Source organism: Bacillus sp. R45, assembly GCF_021729365.1.
GTDB classification, from domain to species: Bacteria; Bacillota; Bacilli; order Bacillales; family Bacillaceae; genus Bacillus; species Bacillus velezensis.
The window spans coordinates 1,208,556-1,224,575 of sequence record NZ_CP091421.1 but is presented as its reverse complement, the minus strand read 5'-3'; the positions used below and the strand labels follow the sequence as shown (position 1 = coordinate 1,224,575).

The window sequence follows — 16,020 nt, the reverse complement described above, 5'->3', positions numbered from 1 at the left end:
AGGATCACCCTTTCTTATGAAGTTTTATGCGCGGGTCTAACAGGCCGTATGCCAAATCAACCAGAAACAGCAGGACGATCAGAATCACACTGTAAAATACGGTCGTTCCCATGATGACCGGGTAATCGCGCTGATTGATGCTTTCTACGAAATATTTGCCCATTCCCGGTATGGCAAAAATTTTCTCGATGACGAAACTGCCCGTTAAAATACTTGCGGCAAGCGTCCCGAGTACTGTCACAACAGGCATAAGTGCGTTTTTCAATGCGTGTTTGATCACAATTTTGACGGGAGAAAGCCCCTTTGCTTTTGCCGTGCGGATGTAATCCTGAGTCAGCACTTCGGCCATGCTTGATCTTGTCAGCCGCGCGATAATGGCCATGGGACCGACGGCAAGCGCAACAGTCGGCAGAACCATGTGAACGGGACTCGTCCAGGTAGCTGCCGGAAACCATTTCAGATGAACCGCAAATTGCTGAATCAGCAGCGTAGCCATTATAAAATTCGGAATGGAAATCCCGAGCACCGCAAGGCTCATGGCCGCATAATCGAGAAAGCCGCCGCGCCTGAGAGCGGCCGTTATGCCGAGCGCGAGTCCGGAAATCACAGCGATGATGATCGCCGTTATCCCAAGCTCGAAGGAGACGGGAAATCCGCGTTCAAGCATGGCGTTTACACTGTCTGACGGTTTTTTGATTGAAGGACCGAAATCAAAGGTAAGAATGGATTTTAGATAGATGGCGTATTGAGTGATAAGAGGTTCGTTCAGATGGTAGTAGGATTCAAGATTTCGCTGGACCGCTTCGTTTGTGCCCCGCTCTTCGTTAAAAGGCGAGCCGGGTATCACTTTCATCATGACAAATGTCAGAGTGGTGATGACGAGGACGGTCATCATCATGGCGATAAAACGTTTGATAAAATACCGCAGCAATGCCGTTCACCCCTTTAACAGAATGTTGTTCTCATAGCGAGTTCTGTCATGACGAGCATGGCCTGATAGGCTTCCGGCATGTCTTTTGCCTGAAATTGAACGATTGTCGTTCCCGGGATGATTTCTGTGCCCGGCATTAAATGGGCCCATTCAGCCTGTCCGTAATTGGCAAATTCAATGCCTAATACAGGTTTTTCAGGCGGAGTCAGCGGTTTGACCTTATCTTTATTTTTGAGCGCATAGGCTGTTTTTTCCGTCAGGAGCCGTCCGGCTTTTTGAGGGGACAGGCATTTGACCGCGGTTCTTGAAATGGTTTGTTTGACGGCGGCAGTCGTCACATTCGGGATCAGCTCCTCCGCCTCTTTTGCGGCGCAATCATCTCCGGCAGCCATGATGACCGGGACATCGTAAAATCCGGCGAGATAGGCATTTAACCCCAGTTCACCGACAGGCTTATCATTTATGTAAAAGTGGCGGACGCCGAATATCATGCTGTGCGACATGACGCCCGGCATCGACGCTCTCGCATGATAGCCGATAAACATCACACCTGAATACGATTCATCAAGCCCCTGCATCATGGAAAACGGCTTGACATCCCCCGTAATCAGCTCTGCCTCAGGGTGAAGTTTTTCCGCGAGCAGATTATTCATCTTTGAGTGGCTGTCATTCACGGTCACTTCCGTGCATCCGTTATTAAACGCTTCTGCGATGCACCAGTTTGCTTCTTCGGTCATCAGAACCCTGCCGCGCTCATAATTGTGCATGCGGGAATTGACAAATGTTTCATCAGGCAGTCCGGAAATCCCTTCCATATCCACAGATAGATACAGTTTCATGTAATGCCTCCTTTTTTACTTAAAATTTCGATATTAAATTATGAATATTCTAACAAATTATATTAAAAAAGGATGAAACATGCAATATACCATTCTGCCATTATGGGAAAAAACAAACCCTTTTCACCGGGAAAAGGGTTTGCTGATAGAAAAAGTTACATACCGTTTTTGTTTATAGGGTGACCCCGAAACTGTCTGACCGCACTTCTGTATTCGCGATCGGGAATGACCTGATGCCTGATCGGTCCAGGAGCCTGCAGCGAAGGCTCTTCAGCCGCCTGCTTACGGACGGCATGCGGTTTATGCGCCAGCTTATGTCCCATGCCGGTCGCATTCATGACAAATGATAAACACACTAAAAGCAAGCTTAAGATGAAAGCAATAAGAAACAAATCGCTGTATGTCCCCATCAGCAGGTCATGCGGCGATTGTGTGCCGCGCGCCCCCCGAAGCATGCCGGAAGCATCTCTTTTCGTAAAATACCCTATTAAAACAGGTGCGCCCATATAAATGAACAGCCTTAAAAACTGAACGGCCGTCATGCGTTTCACCAGTTCCGGAAGCGGTCCGCCCAACGCGGCGCCCATCAGTCCGGCTGCTACGATAAGCCCTGTCCCGGCCGCCAGCATCACGAAAAGCGCCGCAAATAGAATAAACGGTATATGATGACCCGCCGTCATCCATTGGAAATTCACGAACACCAGTATAACAGAGCCTGTTATGCCGAGCATGCCCGGACCGACTTTATCATATGCTAATGCACTGATAACAGCGGCGATGGCCACGCCTCCCAAAAGGCTCGCATATAAGAATATCAGTTGAGTTTGTGACATGTGATATGCGGTCTGAAGCTCCCCGTGAAATGCAGAAAGACTGACCGCTATGGAAATACTGCCCGCAGCGATCATGAAAACACCCAAAATCGGCTTTGGAATCAGCATAAGTTTAATCGAAATCAGCGCATGTTCGTTTCTGTACTGCATAATCAGCAGGATCAGCAGAATGACGATGCTTCCTCCAAATCCCGCCAATGTCTGCCATGATGAAAAGCCCCATTTCGGCAGATGAATAAAAGTATAGGCGGTCAGCACGGCTGATCCACCCGCTAACAGAAAACCGATGCCGTCAAATGGAGATTTTTCAGTATTTTTATGAGCGTCATCCCGCAGCCACATATAACTGAAAATGAGGCCGAAAAAAGACAGCAGGCCAAAAATGCCGAACAGCCAATGCCAATGGCCGGCGCTTGCCGCCGCCGTGCCTAAAACGGTCCCCATAATGACGGACCCGTAAAATCCGCCGATTAACACAAATAAGGCGTAATTCCGGCGTTCAATCGGAAACGAAAGCACCAGCATCGGAATCATAATCATCAGCATAGTGCCCGCCGCAGCTCCCTGTAAAAAACGGCCCGCGGCGAGCGGATAAATATCATTTGTCACAGCAGCAAGCAGCGCTCCGATGACACCCGCGGCCATCGAAATCATATAGACAGGCCGGGAGCCGAATCTTTTTCTTAAATACGGCCCCGCCGGCACGAATAAGGCAAATGCCATATTACCGATAATAATCGGATGAAAAGAGTCAAAGTTTTCCCCGCCGACCGTCTGCCGGACAAGGCTTTGGACAGCCGAAAGAGCGGTATTCGACATCAGCCCCGGCCCGACAGCCAGCACAGCAAGCAGAGAAATGATCCAGTGATGTTTTTCTTTCATTTGACAGCTCCTTTTTTAACTATTTGACAAAGTGAAAAAGCTAACAGATTTCCCCCATTAGCTTGACAGAATTTTTTATATCTTTTCATGTGAAGGATTGAACATAATATCCCATTTATTATTTCAAATCCGATGGAAATTGTCAATATAAAGCGCCGCCGTCCGATTTCGTCTTTTTCACAATTTCCCACAATCTTTTCATTATTATCCCACACTTTTTGTTTAAGATGGAGTCAGTAATAATAGGCAAATCATGCTATGATGAAATAGAGAAACGGAGTGAACATGATGGATAACTATCGTGATGAAAATCGGACAGACCAAAAAGAACAGGAAGTCCTTTTAGTAAAAGAAAACCCGCAGCCGGCCGGATATTCCGCGCCGGACGAGGACAAGAAAAAACGAAGCTTCGGCTGGTTCAGACCGCTTCTCGGCGGAGTGATCGGCGGAGGGCTCGCCCTCGGCATCTATACATTTACGCCGCTTGGAGACCATCAGACTCAAGATACTTCCAATCCGGCTCCCGCTCAGGAAACGTCATCGGTAACCGCCAAGCAGACATCTTCTGAATCAGACAGCGGCAAATCGGCAAACAGCTCATCGGCAAATTCAAGCAGCATTTCGAATATGGTGGAAGACATTTCACCGGCGATCGTCGGAATCACCAATCTGCAGAAGCAGCAAAGCAGTTCCGATTTATTCGGATTCGGATCAAGCTCGGATTCAAACTCTAATGCATCGGGTGATGATGCGGAAACGGGATCGGGTTCAGGCGTTATTTTTAAGAAAGCAAACGGCAAAGCGTATATCATTACGAATAACCACGTGGTCGAAGGCGCCTCTTCCCTTAAAGTGTCATTATATGACGGCACCGATGTAACAGCTAAACTCGTCGGCCGTGATTCGCTGACGGACTTGGCCGTATTAGAAATCAGTGATAAACACGTAACAAAAACGGCAAGCTTCGGCAGTTCATCCGCTCTCAGAACGGGAGAATCCGTCATCGCCATCGGTGATCCGCTCGGAAAAGACCTTTCCCGCACCGTCACACAGGGCATCGTGAGCGGCTTAAACAGAACCGTCTCGATCTCTACGTCAGCCGGTGAGTCAAGCATCAACGTCATCCAAACCGATGCCGCCATCAATCCCGGAAACAGCGGCGGACCGCTCTTGAATACAGACGGCAAAATCATCGGCATCAACAGCATGAAAATCAGTGAAAATGATGTAGAAGGCATCGGCTTTGCGATTCCGAGCAACGATGTAAAACCGATTGCCGAAGAGCTTCTCACGAAAGGACAGGTGGAGCGCCCTTATATCGGCGTGAGCATGATCGACTTGGAACAAGTGCCGCAAAACTATCAGGAAGGCACACTCGGCCTCTTCGGCAAACAGCTGAATAAAGGCGTTTATATTCGTGAAGTGGCGCAGGGATCACCTGCAGCCAAAGCCGGATTAAAAGCAGAAGACATCATTATCAGCTTAAAAGGGAAAGAAACTGACACGGGCAGCGAACTTCGCAATATTCTCTACAAAAATACGAAAGTCGGCAGCACCGTTGACGTGAAGATTATCAGAAACGGCAAGGAAATGACGAAAAAAATGAAACTGACTCAAAAAGAAGAAACATCTTCTTAACAAAAATCCAAGGCAGCCGCCTTGGATTTTTTATATACAGATGAAACTTTAGGCCTGGATCAGCCGTATGACTCAGTGTACAAAGGAGGATACATACACATGAAACAAACCGGACTTTTGCTGGTCGTTACCGGCCTGATCTTGCTCCAGCTGAGCATTCAGCTTCCTCAGCAAAATGCTGCTTGGGGAATGACGCTTGGTGCAAGCATTTTACTGAACCTTTCGGGAACCGGACTGATCATGCGTTCTCTGCACAACCAGACCGGCCGGAGATGAATAAAAAAAGCCGCGGGACATTCTGTCATCCCGCGGCTTTTATTTTACATAAAAGCACCCTGTCCGCTGGCCGGACAGGGTGTTTGTTAAGACATATGCTGGTCCCGATAAATCTTTTCGTTTTTCATGCCGTACGCTTTTTGCACGATATAGAGCGGACGGTCTTTTGCTTCGTCATAAATTCTTCCGATATATTCGCCGATCATTCCGAGCATTAATAGAACGATGCCGCTGAATAACAGCTGTATCACAATCAGAGAGGACCAGCCCGTAATGGTGCTGTCTGTAAAAAGCTTCATGTATAAAACGATAAACATATAGAGAAAACCCGCTCCGGACATGAGCATTCCCGCATAGCTTGCCGCCTTGAGCGGTTTATGAGAGAACGTTGTGATCCCGTCCATGGAAAGCTTCAGCATTTTTTTAAGCGGGTATTTCGTTTCCCCCGCAAGCCGCTCATCTCGTTCATATTCTACAGCAGTCTGCTTAAAGCCGACCCAGCTGACGAGTCCTCTGACAAAAGGATTTTTTTCTTTTAATCTTTTCATCTCATCACAGACTTTTCTGTCCAGCAGGCGGAAATCCCCGGTGTCGAGCGGAATATCAATATCAGTCACGCTCCGCAGCAGCCGGTAAAACAGAGAGGCCGTCTGTTTCTTGAAAAAGGTTTCTCCCTTTCGTTTCGTTCTGACGGCGTACACCACATCGTAGCCTTCTTTCCACTGTTCAATCATATCAAGGATTAATTCAGGAGGGTCCTGCAAATCGGCGTCAATGACGGCGATTGCATTCCCCTCTGCATAATCCATGCCCGCTGTGATCGCGATCTGATGTCCGAAGTTTCTGGAAAAATCAATAATTTTCACTCTCGGATCAATCAGACTTTGCTCTCTTAAAATCTCAATACTGCGGTCTTTGCTTCCATCATTGACAAAGATCAATTCATAATGCTCTTTTGTTTGATCCATGACTTCTTTCAGGCGCTGATAGGTTGTCTGAATGACGAGTTCCTCGTTATAAACCGGGACGACTATTGAATATTGAATATGTCTGCTCATGTTTTTTCCTCCTATTCATCAGATTGAAGTTCGTATAGTGAAGCTGACTGATTCATTCCGCCCGGCCCGCCGCTCATTCGGCTGTTTTTACCCGCGGCCTTGCTGCTTTTTGTATCAGCTGCATCATGATTTTTCGTTTTCTGATCTGTGCTTGATTGCCATTTGTCTGAAGATACTTTCTTTCCGTTTTTCTCAACCCATTCAACAATATCGTTGTTTCCGCCTTTGCCCATTCCGGATGTTAAGAAGTATTTTACTTTCCCTTCTTTTACGAGCTTTTTAAATTGAGTCAGCGTAATGGCCGGGTCAGACCCGCTGAATCCGCCGATCGCCATGACCGCTTTTTTCGTTTTTATAATGTAAGGCGCCGCTGTGTTGGAATCGGTTGCAGCAAATAGATAATCCGCTCCGGCGTTATGTTTTTCTAAATAGTTGATCAGTTTTGTATTGACAGATGCGTTATCCATTCCCATGCCTTTTCCGCCTGCTGACGCAAGCTGAGGGCCTGTTTCAGGCAATGAGCTGTTGCCTCCGTACAGAAGCGGTGTGCTCGCCCAATAAATCGGCATCACCATCAAGACGAGAAGGGCTGCAAGTGAAACATAGTAACTGAGCGGTTTTTGGCGCTGTTTGAATACGAACAGGGCGATTGCCGCCACTGCGCCGAGAACGCCTGCTCCGATGCTCCAGCCTGCGCCGATTTGATCATTGTAGTTTCTAAGGATAAACAGCTCAAATCCGGTTGTCACAAGAATAGCGGCCGGCAATAGCCAAGTTTTCCATCCCGCCTGCTTGCGGTACAGATGAACGAGGGCGACCCATCCCGCACCGGTAAGAGCAGCAATCGGAGGCGCCAGCATAATGAGATAATAATGGTGGAAAAATTCCGCCACACTGAAGAATCCGGCAATCGGCACAAGCCACGCTGCCCAAAAGATCGTTTCCTTCTGTTCTGCTGATAATCTTCTTCTTTCTCTCGCTCCGGCGATCAATAAACCGGCCAGTCCAAAAATCGCAAACGGCAGGAGCCAGCTGATCTGATCAGATAATTCTTGTTGGAAGAGTCTCAGCGGACCGGGTGTTCCCGTACCGAACATTCCTGACCCTGACTGCATTTTCGAGCCGGTGCCTGTACCGCTTTTTCCTCCGCCAGGACCGCCTTTGCCGCCGTCTCCGCCGCTTGGAGGGCCTCCTTGACCGCCGCTTGGCATTTGTCCGTTAGATGGAGGTGCCGTCATACTGCCGGTTTGTGATTTGTCTCCGCTTGCTGACTGGCCGGGCGGTTTTTGCATTTGTGAAGAACCGCCGGAAGAATACATCTCTTTCGATGCGTTTCCGTCGGGCCCGCCCTGGCCGCCGCCGGAACTTTGCCCCGTCAGCCGCTGAATCCCGTTATATCCGAAAGCCAATTCCAATACGGAGTTTGTCTGGCTGCTTCCGACATATGGCCTTTTGCCGGCAGGAATATTGTCAACAATGAGCGGCCATGACAATGAAACGGCTGCTAATACGGCCAGCGCGCTTACCAGTGAAATGATTTTTTTCTTAATCGCGGTATTTGCCGCCATCATATAGAACAGCAAGAAGGCCGGTAAGATCATATAAGCCTGAAGCATTTTTGTGTTAAAGCCTACTCCGACGACAAAAAATGCCGCCAAAAGCCAGATCAGTTTTCCTTTTCGAATCGCTTTAAAGAGAAGCCATGTGGCGAACAAGAGGAAAAAGACCAGTAAAGCATCGACATTGTTTGTGCGCGCTACGGCTACAGCAATCGGTGTACACGCCATGACAAACGAAGCGATGCGCGCCGCCGTTTTTCCGAACGTCGGCTTTATTAATAAGTACATGAATAGAACTGAACCTACCCCCGCCAATGCCTGAGGCAGGATGACACTCCACCCGTGCATACCGAATATCAGCGCGCTGATCGTTTGAATCTGGTATGTAACAGGCGGTTTATCTACCGTGATAAATCCGGCTGCGTCAAATGAAGCGTAAAAGAAATTATGAAAGCTTTGAAGCATACTCGTTACCGCTGCGGTGTAATAAGGATTCACCGTATCGTCATTCCAGATGTTGTACATATTCAAGAATGCGGAAGCGAGTAAAATGAGGATTAAGACCGCGTCTATCTCGCGTTTTTTCATTTTCACCTGTGTTTTCACTCCTTTTGTTTAACTTTGAACAAGTGTAACAACCAAATGTGAAAAATTTATTAATAAACAAAGACAATTATTTTGCCGTTTACAAATAGGTAAAAAGAATGACAAAACGGGTAAAAAAGCAAAAAAAAGATGCCCCCGTCAAGCCGGAAGGCATCTGTCATTATTTCTGATTTACTGAATCGGTTTCAGCCGCGCTTCTATTTCAGAACGGCGGTGTTCGAGATAAGGCGGGAGCGCAACCGTTTTGCCTAGCTCTTCAGGTTTTTCATCAACCATAAATCCCGGACCGTCCGTTGACAATTCAAACAGAACTCCGTTCGGTTCCCGGAAGTACAGCGCTTTGAAATAATAACGCTCTACAATGCCTGAGTTGCTGAAACCTTCTTTCGTAATGATGCGGTGCCATAAAGCAAGCTCCTCCTCATTCTGAACACGGAAGGCCACATGGTGCACACTGCCTTTTCCAGGACGCTCGCGCGGAAGATCGTTTCTTTCAATGAGATGGACTTCTGTACGCGCGCCACCGTTTCCGGATTCGAGCACCGTAACCGCGCCCCGGTCTTCATGTGTTTCTTTCCCGATTTCAGTGAAGCCCAGCACATCGGTTAACACACGCAGCGTCGGTTCTGCATACGGGACGGTCAATTCAACGGGACCAAGACCGCGGAAAGAATATTCTTCCGGTACGCCGCTTTGCTTCACCGCTTCACCGATGTCTTTTCCTTTTTCGTCAGCTGTCAGCACAAGCCGCTGTCCTTCATGATCCTGAAAAGCGAGTGTGTCCCTGCCCGCTATTTTCACGATCTCACCGTGAGAGACCTGATGCTTTTCAAATCGTTTTTTCCAATATTGAAGCGCTTGTGCATCCGGAACACGCAGGCCGATTGAAGAAATACTGTTTGTCCCCGCATGGAACGGCGCGATCCGCGGAATCTCGAAAAACGTCAATTCCGATCCCGGATTGGCTGATTCATCACCGTAAAATAAGTGATACATCGTCGGTTCATCCTGGTTTACCGATTTTTTCACAAGCTTCAGCCCCAGGATATTTCGATAAAAATCTAAATTTTTCTGCGCATCAGCCGTCAATGCTGATACATGGTGTATTCCATTAACTTTCATTATGTTATCCTCCAGTCAATTATCTCGATTTCGAGATATTTTATATATACAATTTATGTTATCCGGATCGTAAAGTCAACCCATCTGCTTCACAGACGGTCTGCAGACTGCCGCTCTCAAAATAACGAACTTTTGATATTAAAAAACCATTAATGTTCGCTTTTAAAACAGTATTTTTTCCTTCTCAAAAGCATAAACCTTTATCTTTTAGGCAAAACACCAAAATCAGAAAATTTATTTTATTCGTGTTTCAGCAATTAGGGTTTACAATATGGAAAATAGTTTTTTCAGCATAACGATTTTACATCTGGAGGGAAAGGATATGCAGATTGAAGAGAACGGACTTAAAAAAGAGATCGGCCTTACCATCGCCCTCTCACTTGTTATCGGCACCATCATCGGTTCCGGCGTATTTATGAAACCAGGCGCCGTGCTTGCCTACTCCGGTGATGCGAAAACCGCGCTTATCGCGTGGCTGTTAGGAGGCATTTTGACGCTTGCCGGCGGCTTGACCGTTGCGGAAATCGGCACTCAGATTCCGAAAACGGGCGGACTTTATACATATCTGGAAGAAGTGTACGGCGAATTTTGGGGCTTTTTGTGCGGATGGGTTCAAATTATCATTTACGGCCCCGCCATTATCGGAGCAATCGGCTTGTATTTCGGCTCTTTGATGGCGCACTTGTTCAATTGGGATTCCGGCTGGTCTAAATTAATCGGGATTTCAGCCGTTTTATTTTTAAGCATCATTAACATTATCGGAACGAAATATGGCGGCATCGTACAGGGAATTACGACTGTCGGCAAATTGATTCCGATTATCTGCATGATCGTGTTCGGCCTTTGGAAAGGCGATCAGCATATTTTCACAGCCGTCACAAGCAGCATGTCGGAAATGAATTTCGGCGCCGCCATACTGGCCACCTTGTTTGCTTATGACGGATGGATTCTGCTTGCGGCACTCGGCGGCGAAATGAAAAATCCGGAAAAGCTACTCCCGAGAGCGATGACGGGCGGACTCTTGGTCGTCACCGCCATTTATCTTTTCATTAACTTTGCGCTGCTGCACATTCTTCCTGCGAGCGACATCGTCAAACTCGGTGAAAATGCGACCGGCACCGCTGCCGGAATGCTGTTTGGCGACATCGGGGGAAAATTGATCAGCGTCGGAATCATCGTCAGCATCTTCGGCTGTTTAAACGGAAAGATTCTCGCTTTTCCGCGTGTCTCGTTTGCGATGGCGGAACGGAAACAGCTGCCGTTTGCCGGACAGATTTCGCGGGTGCATCCGACATTCCGCACCCCGTGGATTGCCGTGTCATTTCAGATCGCGCTGGCCATTATTTTCATGATCGCCAGCAATCCCGATAAGCTGTCTGAGATCTCTATTTTCATGATTTATATTTTTTACGTCATGGCTTTTTTCGCCGTGTTTATCCTCAGAAAAAAAAGCGGCGGAAAACCGCGCGCCTACAGCGTGCCTTTGTATCCGATCATTCCTGTTTTGGCCATCGCGGGTTCACTGTTTGTGCTGATCAGCACGATCATTACAGATACACTGAGCTGCGCGCTGTCCCTCTTGATCGGCCTCGCCGGGCTGCCGCTTTATTTTTGGCTGAAAAACGGCAGAAAAAACTGACAAAAACGGTTCCTTTTACGGGAGCCGTTTTTTTTCTGGCAAAATCACGTGCAAAAGTTGACAGCAAATTCACATCTTTTGTTATACTTTTTAAGCAAGATGTCTGAATTCGAAGTATGTTACGTTTTTTTGGCGAAGTGGGTAACATAAGAAAAACAGGATGAGACACGTTTTTACGAAAAAATCAAGAGGCGTTTTTTTCGACTTTATCTGTTTTTTTTCGACAAAAGGCTATATAATAATTTGATGTGTGCATTGTCTCATTCAAACAATGGAGGGTTTTTAATGATAAAAAGAAAAAAAGATAAGTTCTCACTCCTTTTAACAGAAATCGCAAAAAACATAGACGAAACCGCAGAATACTTTGTCAACTTTAAAGTGACAAACCAGACGACTTTAAAGGAATTTGCCGATACGTTAAAAGAGTTTGAAACAAAAGGAGATAATCATGTTCATGTCATGATTAAAGAGCTGAACAAAGCTTTTATCACTCCCATTGAACGTGAAGACATCCTTGAGCTGACAAACAGCCTCGATGACGTGCTTGACGGAATCGAACATTTTTCAGCAATGATGGAGATTTTCTCGATCACTTCTTCAGATGAGCATATCGATAAGTTCAGCGGATACATCAGAGAGTGCGCGAAGGAAATTTTAATCACGATTGAGCTGCTTGCAGAAAACCGATTGAAGGACATTCACCCTCACGCCATTAAAATTAAGGAATACGAGCACAGCTGTGATAACCTGCACCGTAAATCATTAAAAAATCTGTTCGGCACAGAAACCGATCCGATTAAAGTGATTCAGTACCGCGAGATTTACGAAACGCTTGAGGAAATTGCCGACTCTTGCCAAAGCGTTGCCAATAACCTTGAAACCATTATTATGAAAAACGCGTAACGAGGGGTTATAATGGATACTCTATTACTTTTAACGATATTAATTGTCATATGCGCTTTGGTATTTGACTTCATTAACGGATTTCACGATACCGCAAACGCAATCGCCACCTCAGTTTCGACAAAAGCGCTGAAGCCGCGGCACGCAATCGTCATGGCCGCCATCATGAACTTTCTCGGAGCGATGACATTTACCGGTGTGGCGAAAACCATTACGAAGGACATTGTGAATCCTTATACATTAGACAACGGGTCAGTTGTCATTCTGGCGGCTCTACTCGCCGCAATCGCCTGGAACTTGATCACATGGTATTTCGGCATTCCGAGCAGCTCTTCACATGCGATTATCGGAGCGATCGCCGGAGCGGCCATTGCAGCGTCAGGTTTTGCGACGCTTAATTATAAAGGGTTCATTAAGATTATCGAAGCACTTATTTTATCGCCGATTATCGCCTTTGTTCTCGGCTTTATCGTATATTCGATCGTGAAGCTGATTTTTAAAGACAGCAATCTGGCGAAAACAAATAAACGCTTCCGCAGAGTGCAGATTTTGACGGCTGCCATTCAATCCTATACACACGGAACAAACGACGCGCAAAAAGCGATGGGTATCATTACGATGGCGCTTATGACGGCCAATTTACATAAAAGTGATGCCATTCCTTTTTGGGTGCAGCTCTCTTGCGCCCTGGCAATGGGTCTCGGCACATCCATCGGCGGCTGGAAAATCATTAAAACCGTCGGCGGAAAAATTATGAAAATCCGTCCGGTAAACGGCGTATCTGCCGACTTAACCGGCGCAGCCATTATTTTCGGGGCCACGTTTATTCATCTCCCTGTCAGCACGACGCACGTCATTTCGTCTTCCATTCTCGGTGTGGGCGCTTCCCACCGCGTAAAAGGCGTAAACTGGGGAACGGCTAAACGGATGCTTATTACATGGGTCATCACCCTGCCGATTGCAGGTACACTCGGCGCCATCGCCTTTTTCATCTTAGATCTCTTTTTCTGATGACATCCGCTTCTTTACAGAAGCGGTTTTTTTTGTGACAGGAAAATGATGTCATGACATAGAATGAACATAGCAGACCATTTTTCGAATTGTGAGGGATGCTCATGCTTTTGTTTTTTCAGATCATGGTGTGGACGATGGCGGCCGCACTCATTTTATATGTGTACGCATCCTGGCGGTATGAAGCAAAGGTAAAAGAAAAAATGTTTGCCATCCGTAAAACGTGGTATTTACTATTTGTAGTAGGCGCCATGGTCTATTGGACATATGATCCCGAATCGCTCTTTGCCGCATGGAGACAATATTTGATTGTTGCCGTCTGCTTTGCCCTTATTGATGCGTTTATCTTTTTGAGCGCGTATATCAAAAAGCTCGCCGGCAATGAATTAGAGACGGATACGCGGGAAATTTTAGAAGAAAATAACGAAATGCTTCACTCCTATCTTGAAAAACTGAAAACCTATCAATATCTGTTGAAAAATGAACCGATCCATGTATATTATGGAAGTACAGAAGCTTATGCGGAAGGCATCAGCAGACTGCTGGCCGCTTATGGAGAAAAAATGAATGTCACGGCTTCCTTGTGCGACTATTCCGCACAATCGGATAAGGACCGCTTGACGGAGCATATGCCTGATGCGGCGGACGTTCAGTCCCGTCTTAACCGTAAAGACGTCTACTATGATCAAAAAGGCAGGCTTGTGCTTATTCCGTTTACAGTCCAGGACCGCCATTACGTGATCAAACTCACGTCGGAAAACCTGTTGACGGAATTCGATTATTTGCTTTTCACATCGCTAACGAGCATTTATGATTTAATGCTGCCAATAGAAGAGGAAGGTGACGGTTAAATGGAGCAGGCATTTCAAAACGGGCAGCCGGAACAAAGAGCGAAACCGTTCAAAATGTTTAAAAAACGTTCAATGACAAGTATCGCAAGTTACCAGGTCAGCCCTCATACCGCCAGAATTTTCAAAGAAAACGAGCGGCTGATTGACAAGTATAAACAAAAAAAAGCTTGATTACACTAAGGACAGGAGACACGGCTCTTGTCCTTATTCCTTTTTTCCATATCTTTCATATAATAAAACCAACAAAGAGATGCGACAGGTGATGATGTGAAGAAAATTGTCAGACGCGTAAAGTTTGTGGATTACGGACGCTTCGGGCTTTCCGCTTATTCGCTGAGGATGCGGGCGAGGAATCTCGGGTTATTGAACCGGTTAAAAAAGAAAAAAGGCTGAATCCCGCAATGTGAACGGGACTCAGCTTTTTTTTGTTAAAGCTGCATCAGAATTTTCGCTTTTACAGCGGGACCGTAGACGCCGTCAGACGTCAGTCCGTTTACAGATTGGAAGCGGGCCACGGCATCTGCCGTTTTCGGACCGTAGATACCGTCAATGCCGTTATTGACAGCTCCTTTTTCAGGATAGAAATAAAGCGCGGCGAGCGCGTTCTGCACTTGGTATACCTTTTCACCGGACGTGTACGGCTCTGTCAGCTTGATCACCTCGTCCGGAAGAGAATACAGTGCTTCAACCGGCGGGCTGACGATCAGCACTTGTCCGACTTTAATCAAGTTCGGGTCAGCGATGTTATTCCATTTCTGCAGATCGGCCACGCTGACGCCGAATTTCCGCGCGATCGCCGACAGCGTATCTCCTTTTTGGACGGTATACGTCTGTCTTTCCTCAGAACCGATTCCCGCTTTAAACTCATCCCATGTATCCAGCAGTCTTCTCGGACAAAGCTTTCCTGACCAATGCTTGTGCGCAACGACATTCGCAAGCGGGATGCCGTGCGACGTCATTAATGTGCGGATGAGCCATTGGGCGTTTGCCACGGCCTGCGAAAAGTTGCCGTCTGCGTTTTCACAAATTTCAATACCGATGGATTTACGGTTGCCGTCCCCGTTTCCGTCACCGGCATGCCAGCCGTTTTCGTTCAGCGGAAGATGCTGATAAATTTCCGTATCATCGACTGTGAAATGCCAGCTTGTCGGTGTATCGGGATTTTTCACATAGCTTGCGTGACTTTTGGCGTTAGCTCCGACTGCGGTATTGGCTGTATTGTGCACCGTAATGTAAATCGGTGTCATTGCATAGCCTGGGCGGTTATTGTTTCCTGCCGGGATAAAATCCTGTGTGATTTTCACCATATTCTCATCTCTCCTATTTCGATAAATTGTTTATTTTTAATAAAGCCTGCTGTTTTTTCCCTTTTGCTGTAACATAATTGTTTTTAAACCAGGCGGCGGCAGTCGTTATGATTGTAAAAACGGCCGACCCGGCGGCATACAGCGTATCTGCAAGCTGGCTGACCTGGTCCTCCTGAATATTCAGCGGCGATTTGCCGAACATCAGCAAAGTTTGATTCAATAAAGCAAGCAAAAGAAGCACCGTCCTGACGACCGTGCCTTTGTCCGCGAATTTCATATCGGTTTCCCCCTTACTTTTGCAGCAGATTGTACATGATGGCGATGGCTCCGCCAATGACGCCCGTGCAGATTGCTGTCACGATCGCTCCTGTAATGGTCCGCTTAATCCATGTTGTGTTTTCGTCAATTTTGTTCAGTTTTTCATTCAGCGTCATGATTTGCTGATCCTGCCGGTCTGATACCCGCTCTAATGCGGCTACCCGCTGTTCAAGCACCTTTTGTTCACCTTTGATGTCTGCGAATTCTTTTTGCACCGCTTGTTCATCCAGAAGCACTTCCGCTCCCT

General features: G+C 46.9%; 17 protein-coding genes. 8 read left to right on the top strand and 9 right to left on the bottom strand.

The window, feature by feature from the left end:
• Positions 1-4: 4 nt before the first annotated feature.
• The 3 genes from L3V45_RS06405 to L3V45_RS06395 all read right to left on the bottom strand — a co-directional run bounded on the left by L3V45_RS06405 (position 5) and on the right by L3V45_RS06395 (position 3,485).
• Positions 5-931 carry an ABC transporter permease gene (locus tag L3V45_RS06405; RefSeq protein ID WP_014304864.1) on the bottom strand — a complete coding sequence of 309 codons (927 nt, stop codon included), beginning with the start codon at positions 929-931 and terminating at the stop codon, positions 5-7.
• Positions 932-945: 14 nt separating this feature from the next.
• Positions 946-1,770 (bottom strand): M55 family metallopeptidase, encoded by an 825-nt coding sequence (locus tag L3V45_RS06400; protein ID WP_015388348.1) that lies wholly within the window; start codon positions 1,768-1,770, stop codon positions 946-948.
• Between the two features lie 155 nt (positions 1,771-1,925).
• Complete coding sequence (locus tag L3V45_RS06395; protein ID WP_236837306.1) at positions 1,926-3,485, bottom strand: MFS transporter; 1,560 nt, start codon at positions 3,483-3,485, stop codon at positions 1,926-1,928.
• Between the two features lie 288 nt (positions 3,486-3,773).
• Between L3V45_RS06395 and htrA the strand changes: the two genes are divergently transcribed.
• On the top strand, positions 3,774-5,123 hold the full coding sequence (htrA, locus tag L3V45_RS06390; RefSeq protein WP_003154786.1) for a serine protease HtrA: 1,350 nt from the start codon (positions 3,774-3,776) through the stop codon (positions 5,121-5,123).
• A 99-nt stretch (positions 5,124-5,222) separates the two neighbouring features.
• Entirely contained in the window at positions 5,223-5,399 is a 177-nt protein-coding gene (locus L3V45_RS06385) for a hypothetical protein (protein WP_162861730.1), read from the top strand.
• 86 nt (positions 5,400-5,485) lie between these two features.
• On the opposite strand, the gene L3V45_RS06380 is transcribed toward L3V45_RS06385, so the two are convergent.
• The 3 genes from L3V45_RS06380 to L3V45_RS06370 all read right to left on the bottom strand — a co-directional run bounded on the left by L3V45_RS06380 (position 5,486) and on the right by L3V45_RS06370 (position 9,744).
• Positions 5,486-6,457 (bottom strand): glycosyltransferase family 2 protein, encoded by a 972-nt coding sequence (locus L3V45_RS06380; protein ID WP_003154790.1) that lies wholly within the window; start codon positions 6,455-6,457, stop codon positions 5,486-5,488.
• An 11-nt stretch (positions 6,458-6,468) separates the two neighbouring features.
• Entirely contained in the window at positions 6,469-8,610 is a 2,142-nt protein-coding gene (locus tag L3V45_RS06375) for a glycosyltransferase family 39 protein (RefSeq protein ID WP_236837305.1), read from the bottom strand.
• Positions 8,611-8,793: 183 nt separating this feature from the next.
• A complete protein-coding gene (locus L3V45_RS06370; RefSeq protein WP_236837304.1) occupies positions 8,794-9,744 on the bottom strand; it encodes a ring-cleaving dioxygenase in 951 nt (316 codons plus the stop codon).
• Between the two features lie 322 nt (positions 9,745-10,066).
• On the opposite strand from L3V45_RS06370, the gene L3V45_RS06365 reads away from it, so the two are divergent.
• From L3V45_RS06365 to L3V45_RS06340, 6 genes are all read left to right on the top strand, one after another.
• Complete coding sequence (locus L3V45_RS06365; protein ID WP_046559522.1) at positions 10,067-11,383, top strand: APC family permease; 1,317 nt, start codon at positions 10,067-10,069, stop codon at positions 11,381-11,383.
• A 285-nt stretch (positions 11,384-11,668) separates the two neighbouring features.
• Positions 11,669-12,286 carry a DUF47 domain-containing protein gene (locus L3V45_RS06360; RefSeq protein WP_003154804.1) on the top strand — a complete coding sequence of 206 codons (618 nt, stop codon included), beginning with the start codon at positions 11,669-11,671 and terminating at the stop codon, positions 12,284-12,286.
• 12 nt (positions 12,287-12,298) lie between these two features.
• On the top strand, positions 12,299-13,297 hold the full coding sequence (locus L3V45_RS06355; RefSeq protein WP_003154805.1) for an inorganic phosphate transporter: 999 nt from the start codon (positions 12,299-12,301) through the stop codon (positions 13,295-13,297).
• A gap of 104 nt (positions 13,298-13,401) precedes the next feature.
• Positions 13,402-14,148 carry a type II toxin-antitoxin system SpoIISA family toxin gene (locus L3V45_RS06350; protein ID WP_003154806.1) on the top strand — a complete coding sequence of 249 codons (747 nt, stop codon included), beginning with the start codon at positions 13,402-13,404 and terminating at the stop codon, positions 14,146-14,148.
• Positions 14,149-14,319 carry a type II toxin-antitoxin system SpoIISB family antitoxin gene (locus L3V45_RS06345; protein ID WP_003154807.1) on the top strand — a complete coding sequence of 57 codons (171 nt, stop codon included), beginning with the start codon at positions 14,149-14,151 and terminating at the stop codon, positions 14,317-14,319.
• Between the two features lie 96 nt (positions 14,320-14,415).
• Entirely contained in the window at positions 14,416-14,541 is a 126-nt protein-coding gene (locus L3V45_RS06340) for a hypothetical protein (RefSeq protein WP_003154809.1), read from the top strand.
• 35 nt (positions 14,542-14,576) lie between these two features.
• On the opposite strand, the gene L3V45_RS06335 is transcribed toward L3V45_RS06340, so the two are convergent.
• The 3 genes from L3V45_RS06335 to L3V45_RS06325 are packed head-to-tail and all read right to left on the bottom strand — an operon-like array spanning position 14,577 to position 16,009.
• Positions 14,577-15,455: an N-acetylmuramoyl-L-alanine amidase gene (locus L3V45_RS06335; protein ID WP_024085195.1), complete on the bottom strand. Its 879-nt coding sequence runs from the start codon at positions 15,453-15,455 to the stop codon at positions 14,577-14,579.
• Between the two features lie 13 nt (positions 15,456-15,468).
• On the bottom strand, positions 15,469-15,732 hold the full coding sequence (locus tag L3V45_RS06330) for a phage holin (protein ID WP_003154813.1): 264 nt from the start codon (positions 15,730-15,732) through the stop codon (positions 15,469-15,471).
• Positions 15,733-15,745: 13 nt separating this feature from the next.
• Positions 15,746-16,009: a hemolysin XhlA family protein gene (locus tag L3V45_RS06325; RefSeq protein WP_032866112.1), complete on the bottom strand. Its 264-nt coding sequence runs from the start codon at positions 16,007-16,009 to the stop codon at positions 15,746-15,748.
• Positions 16,010-16,020: the final 11 nt, after the last annotated feature.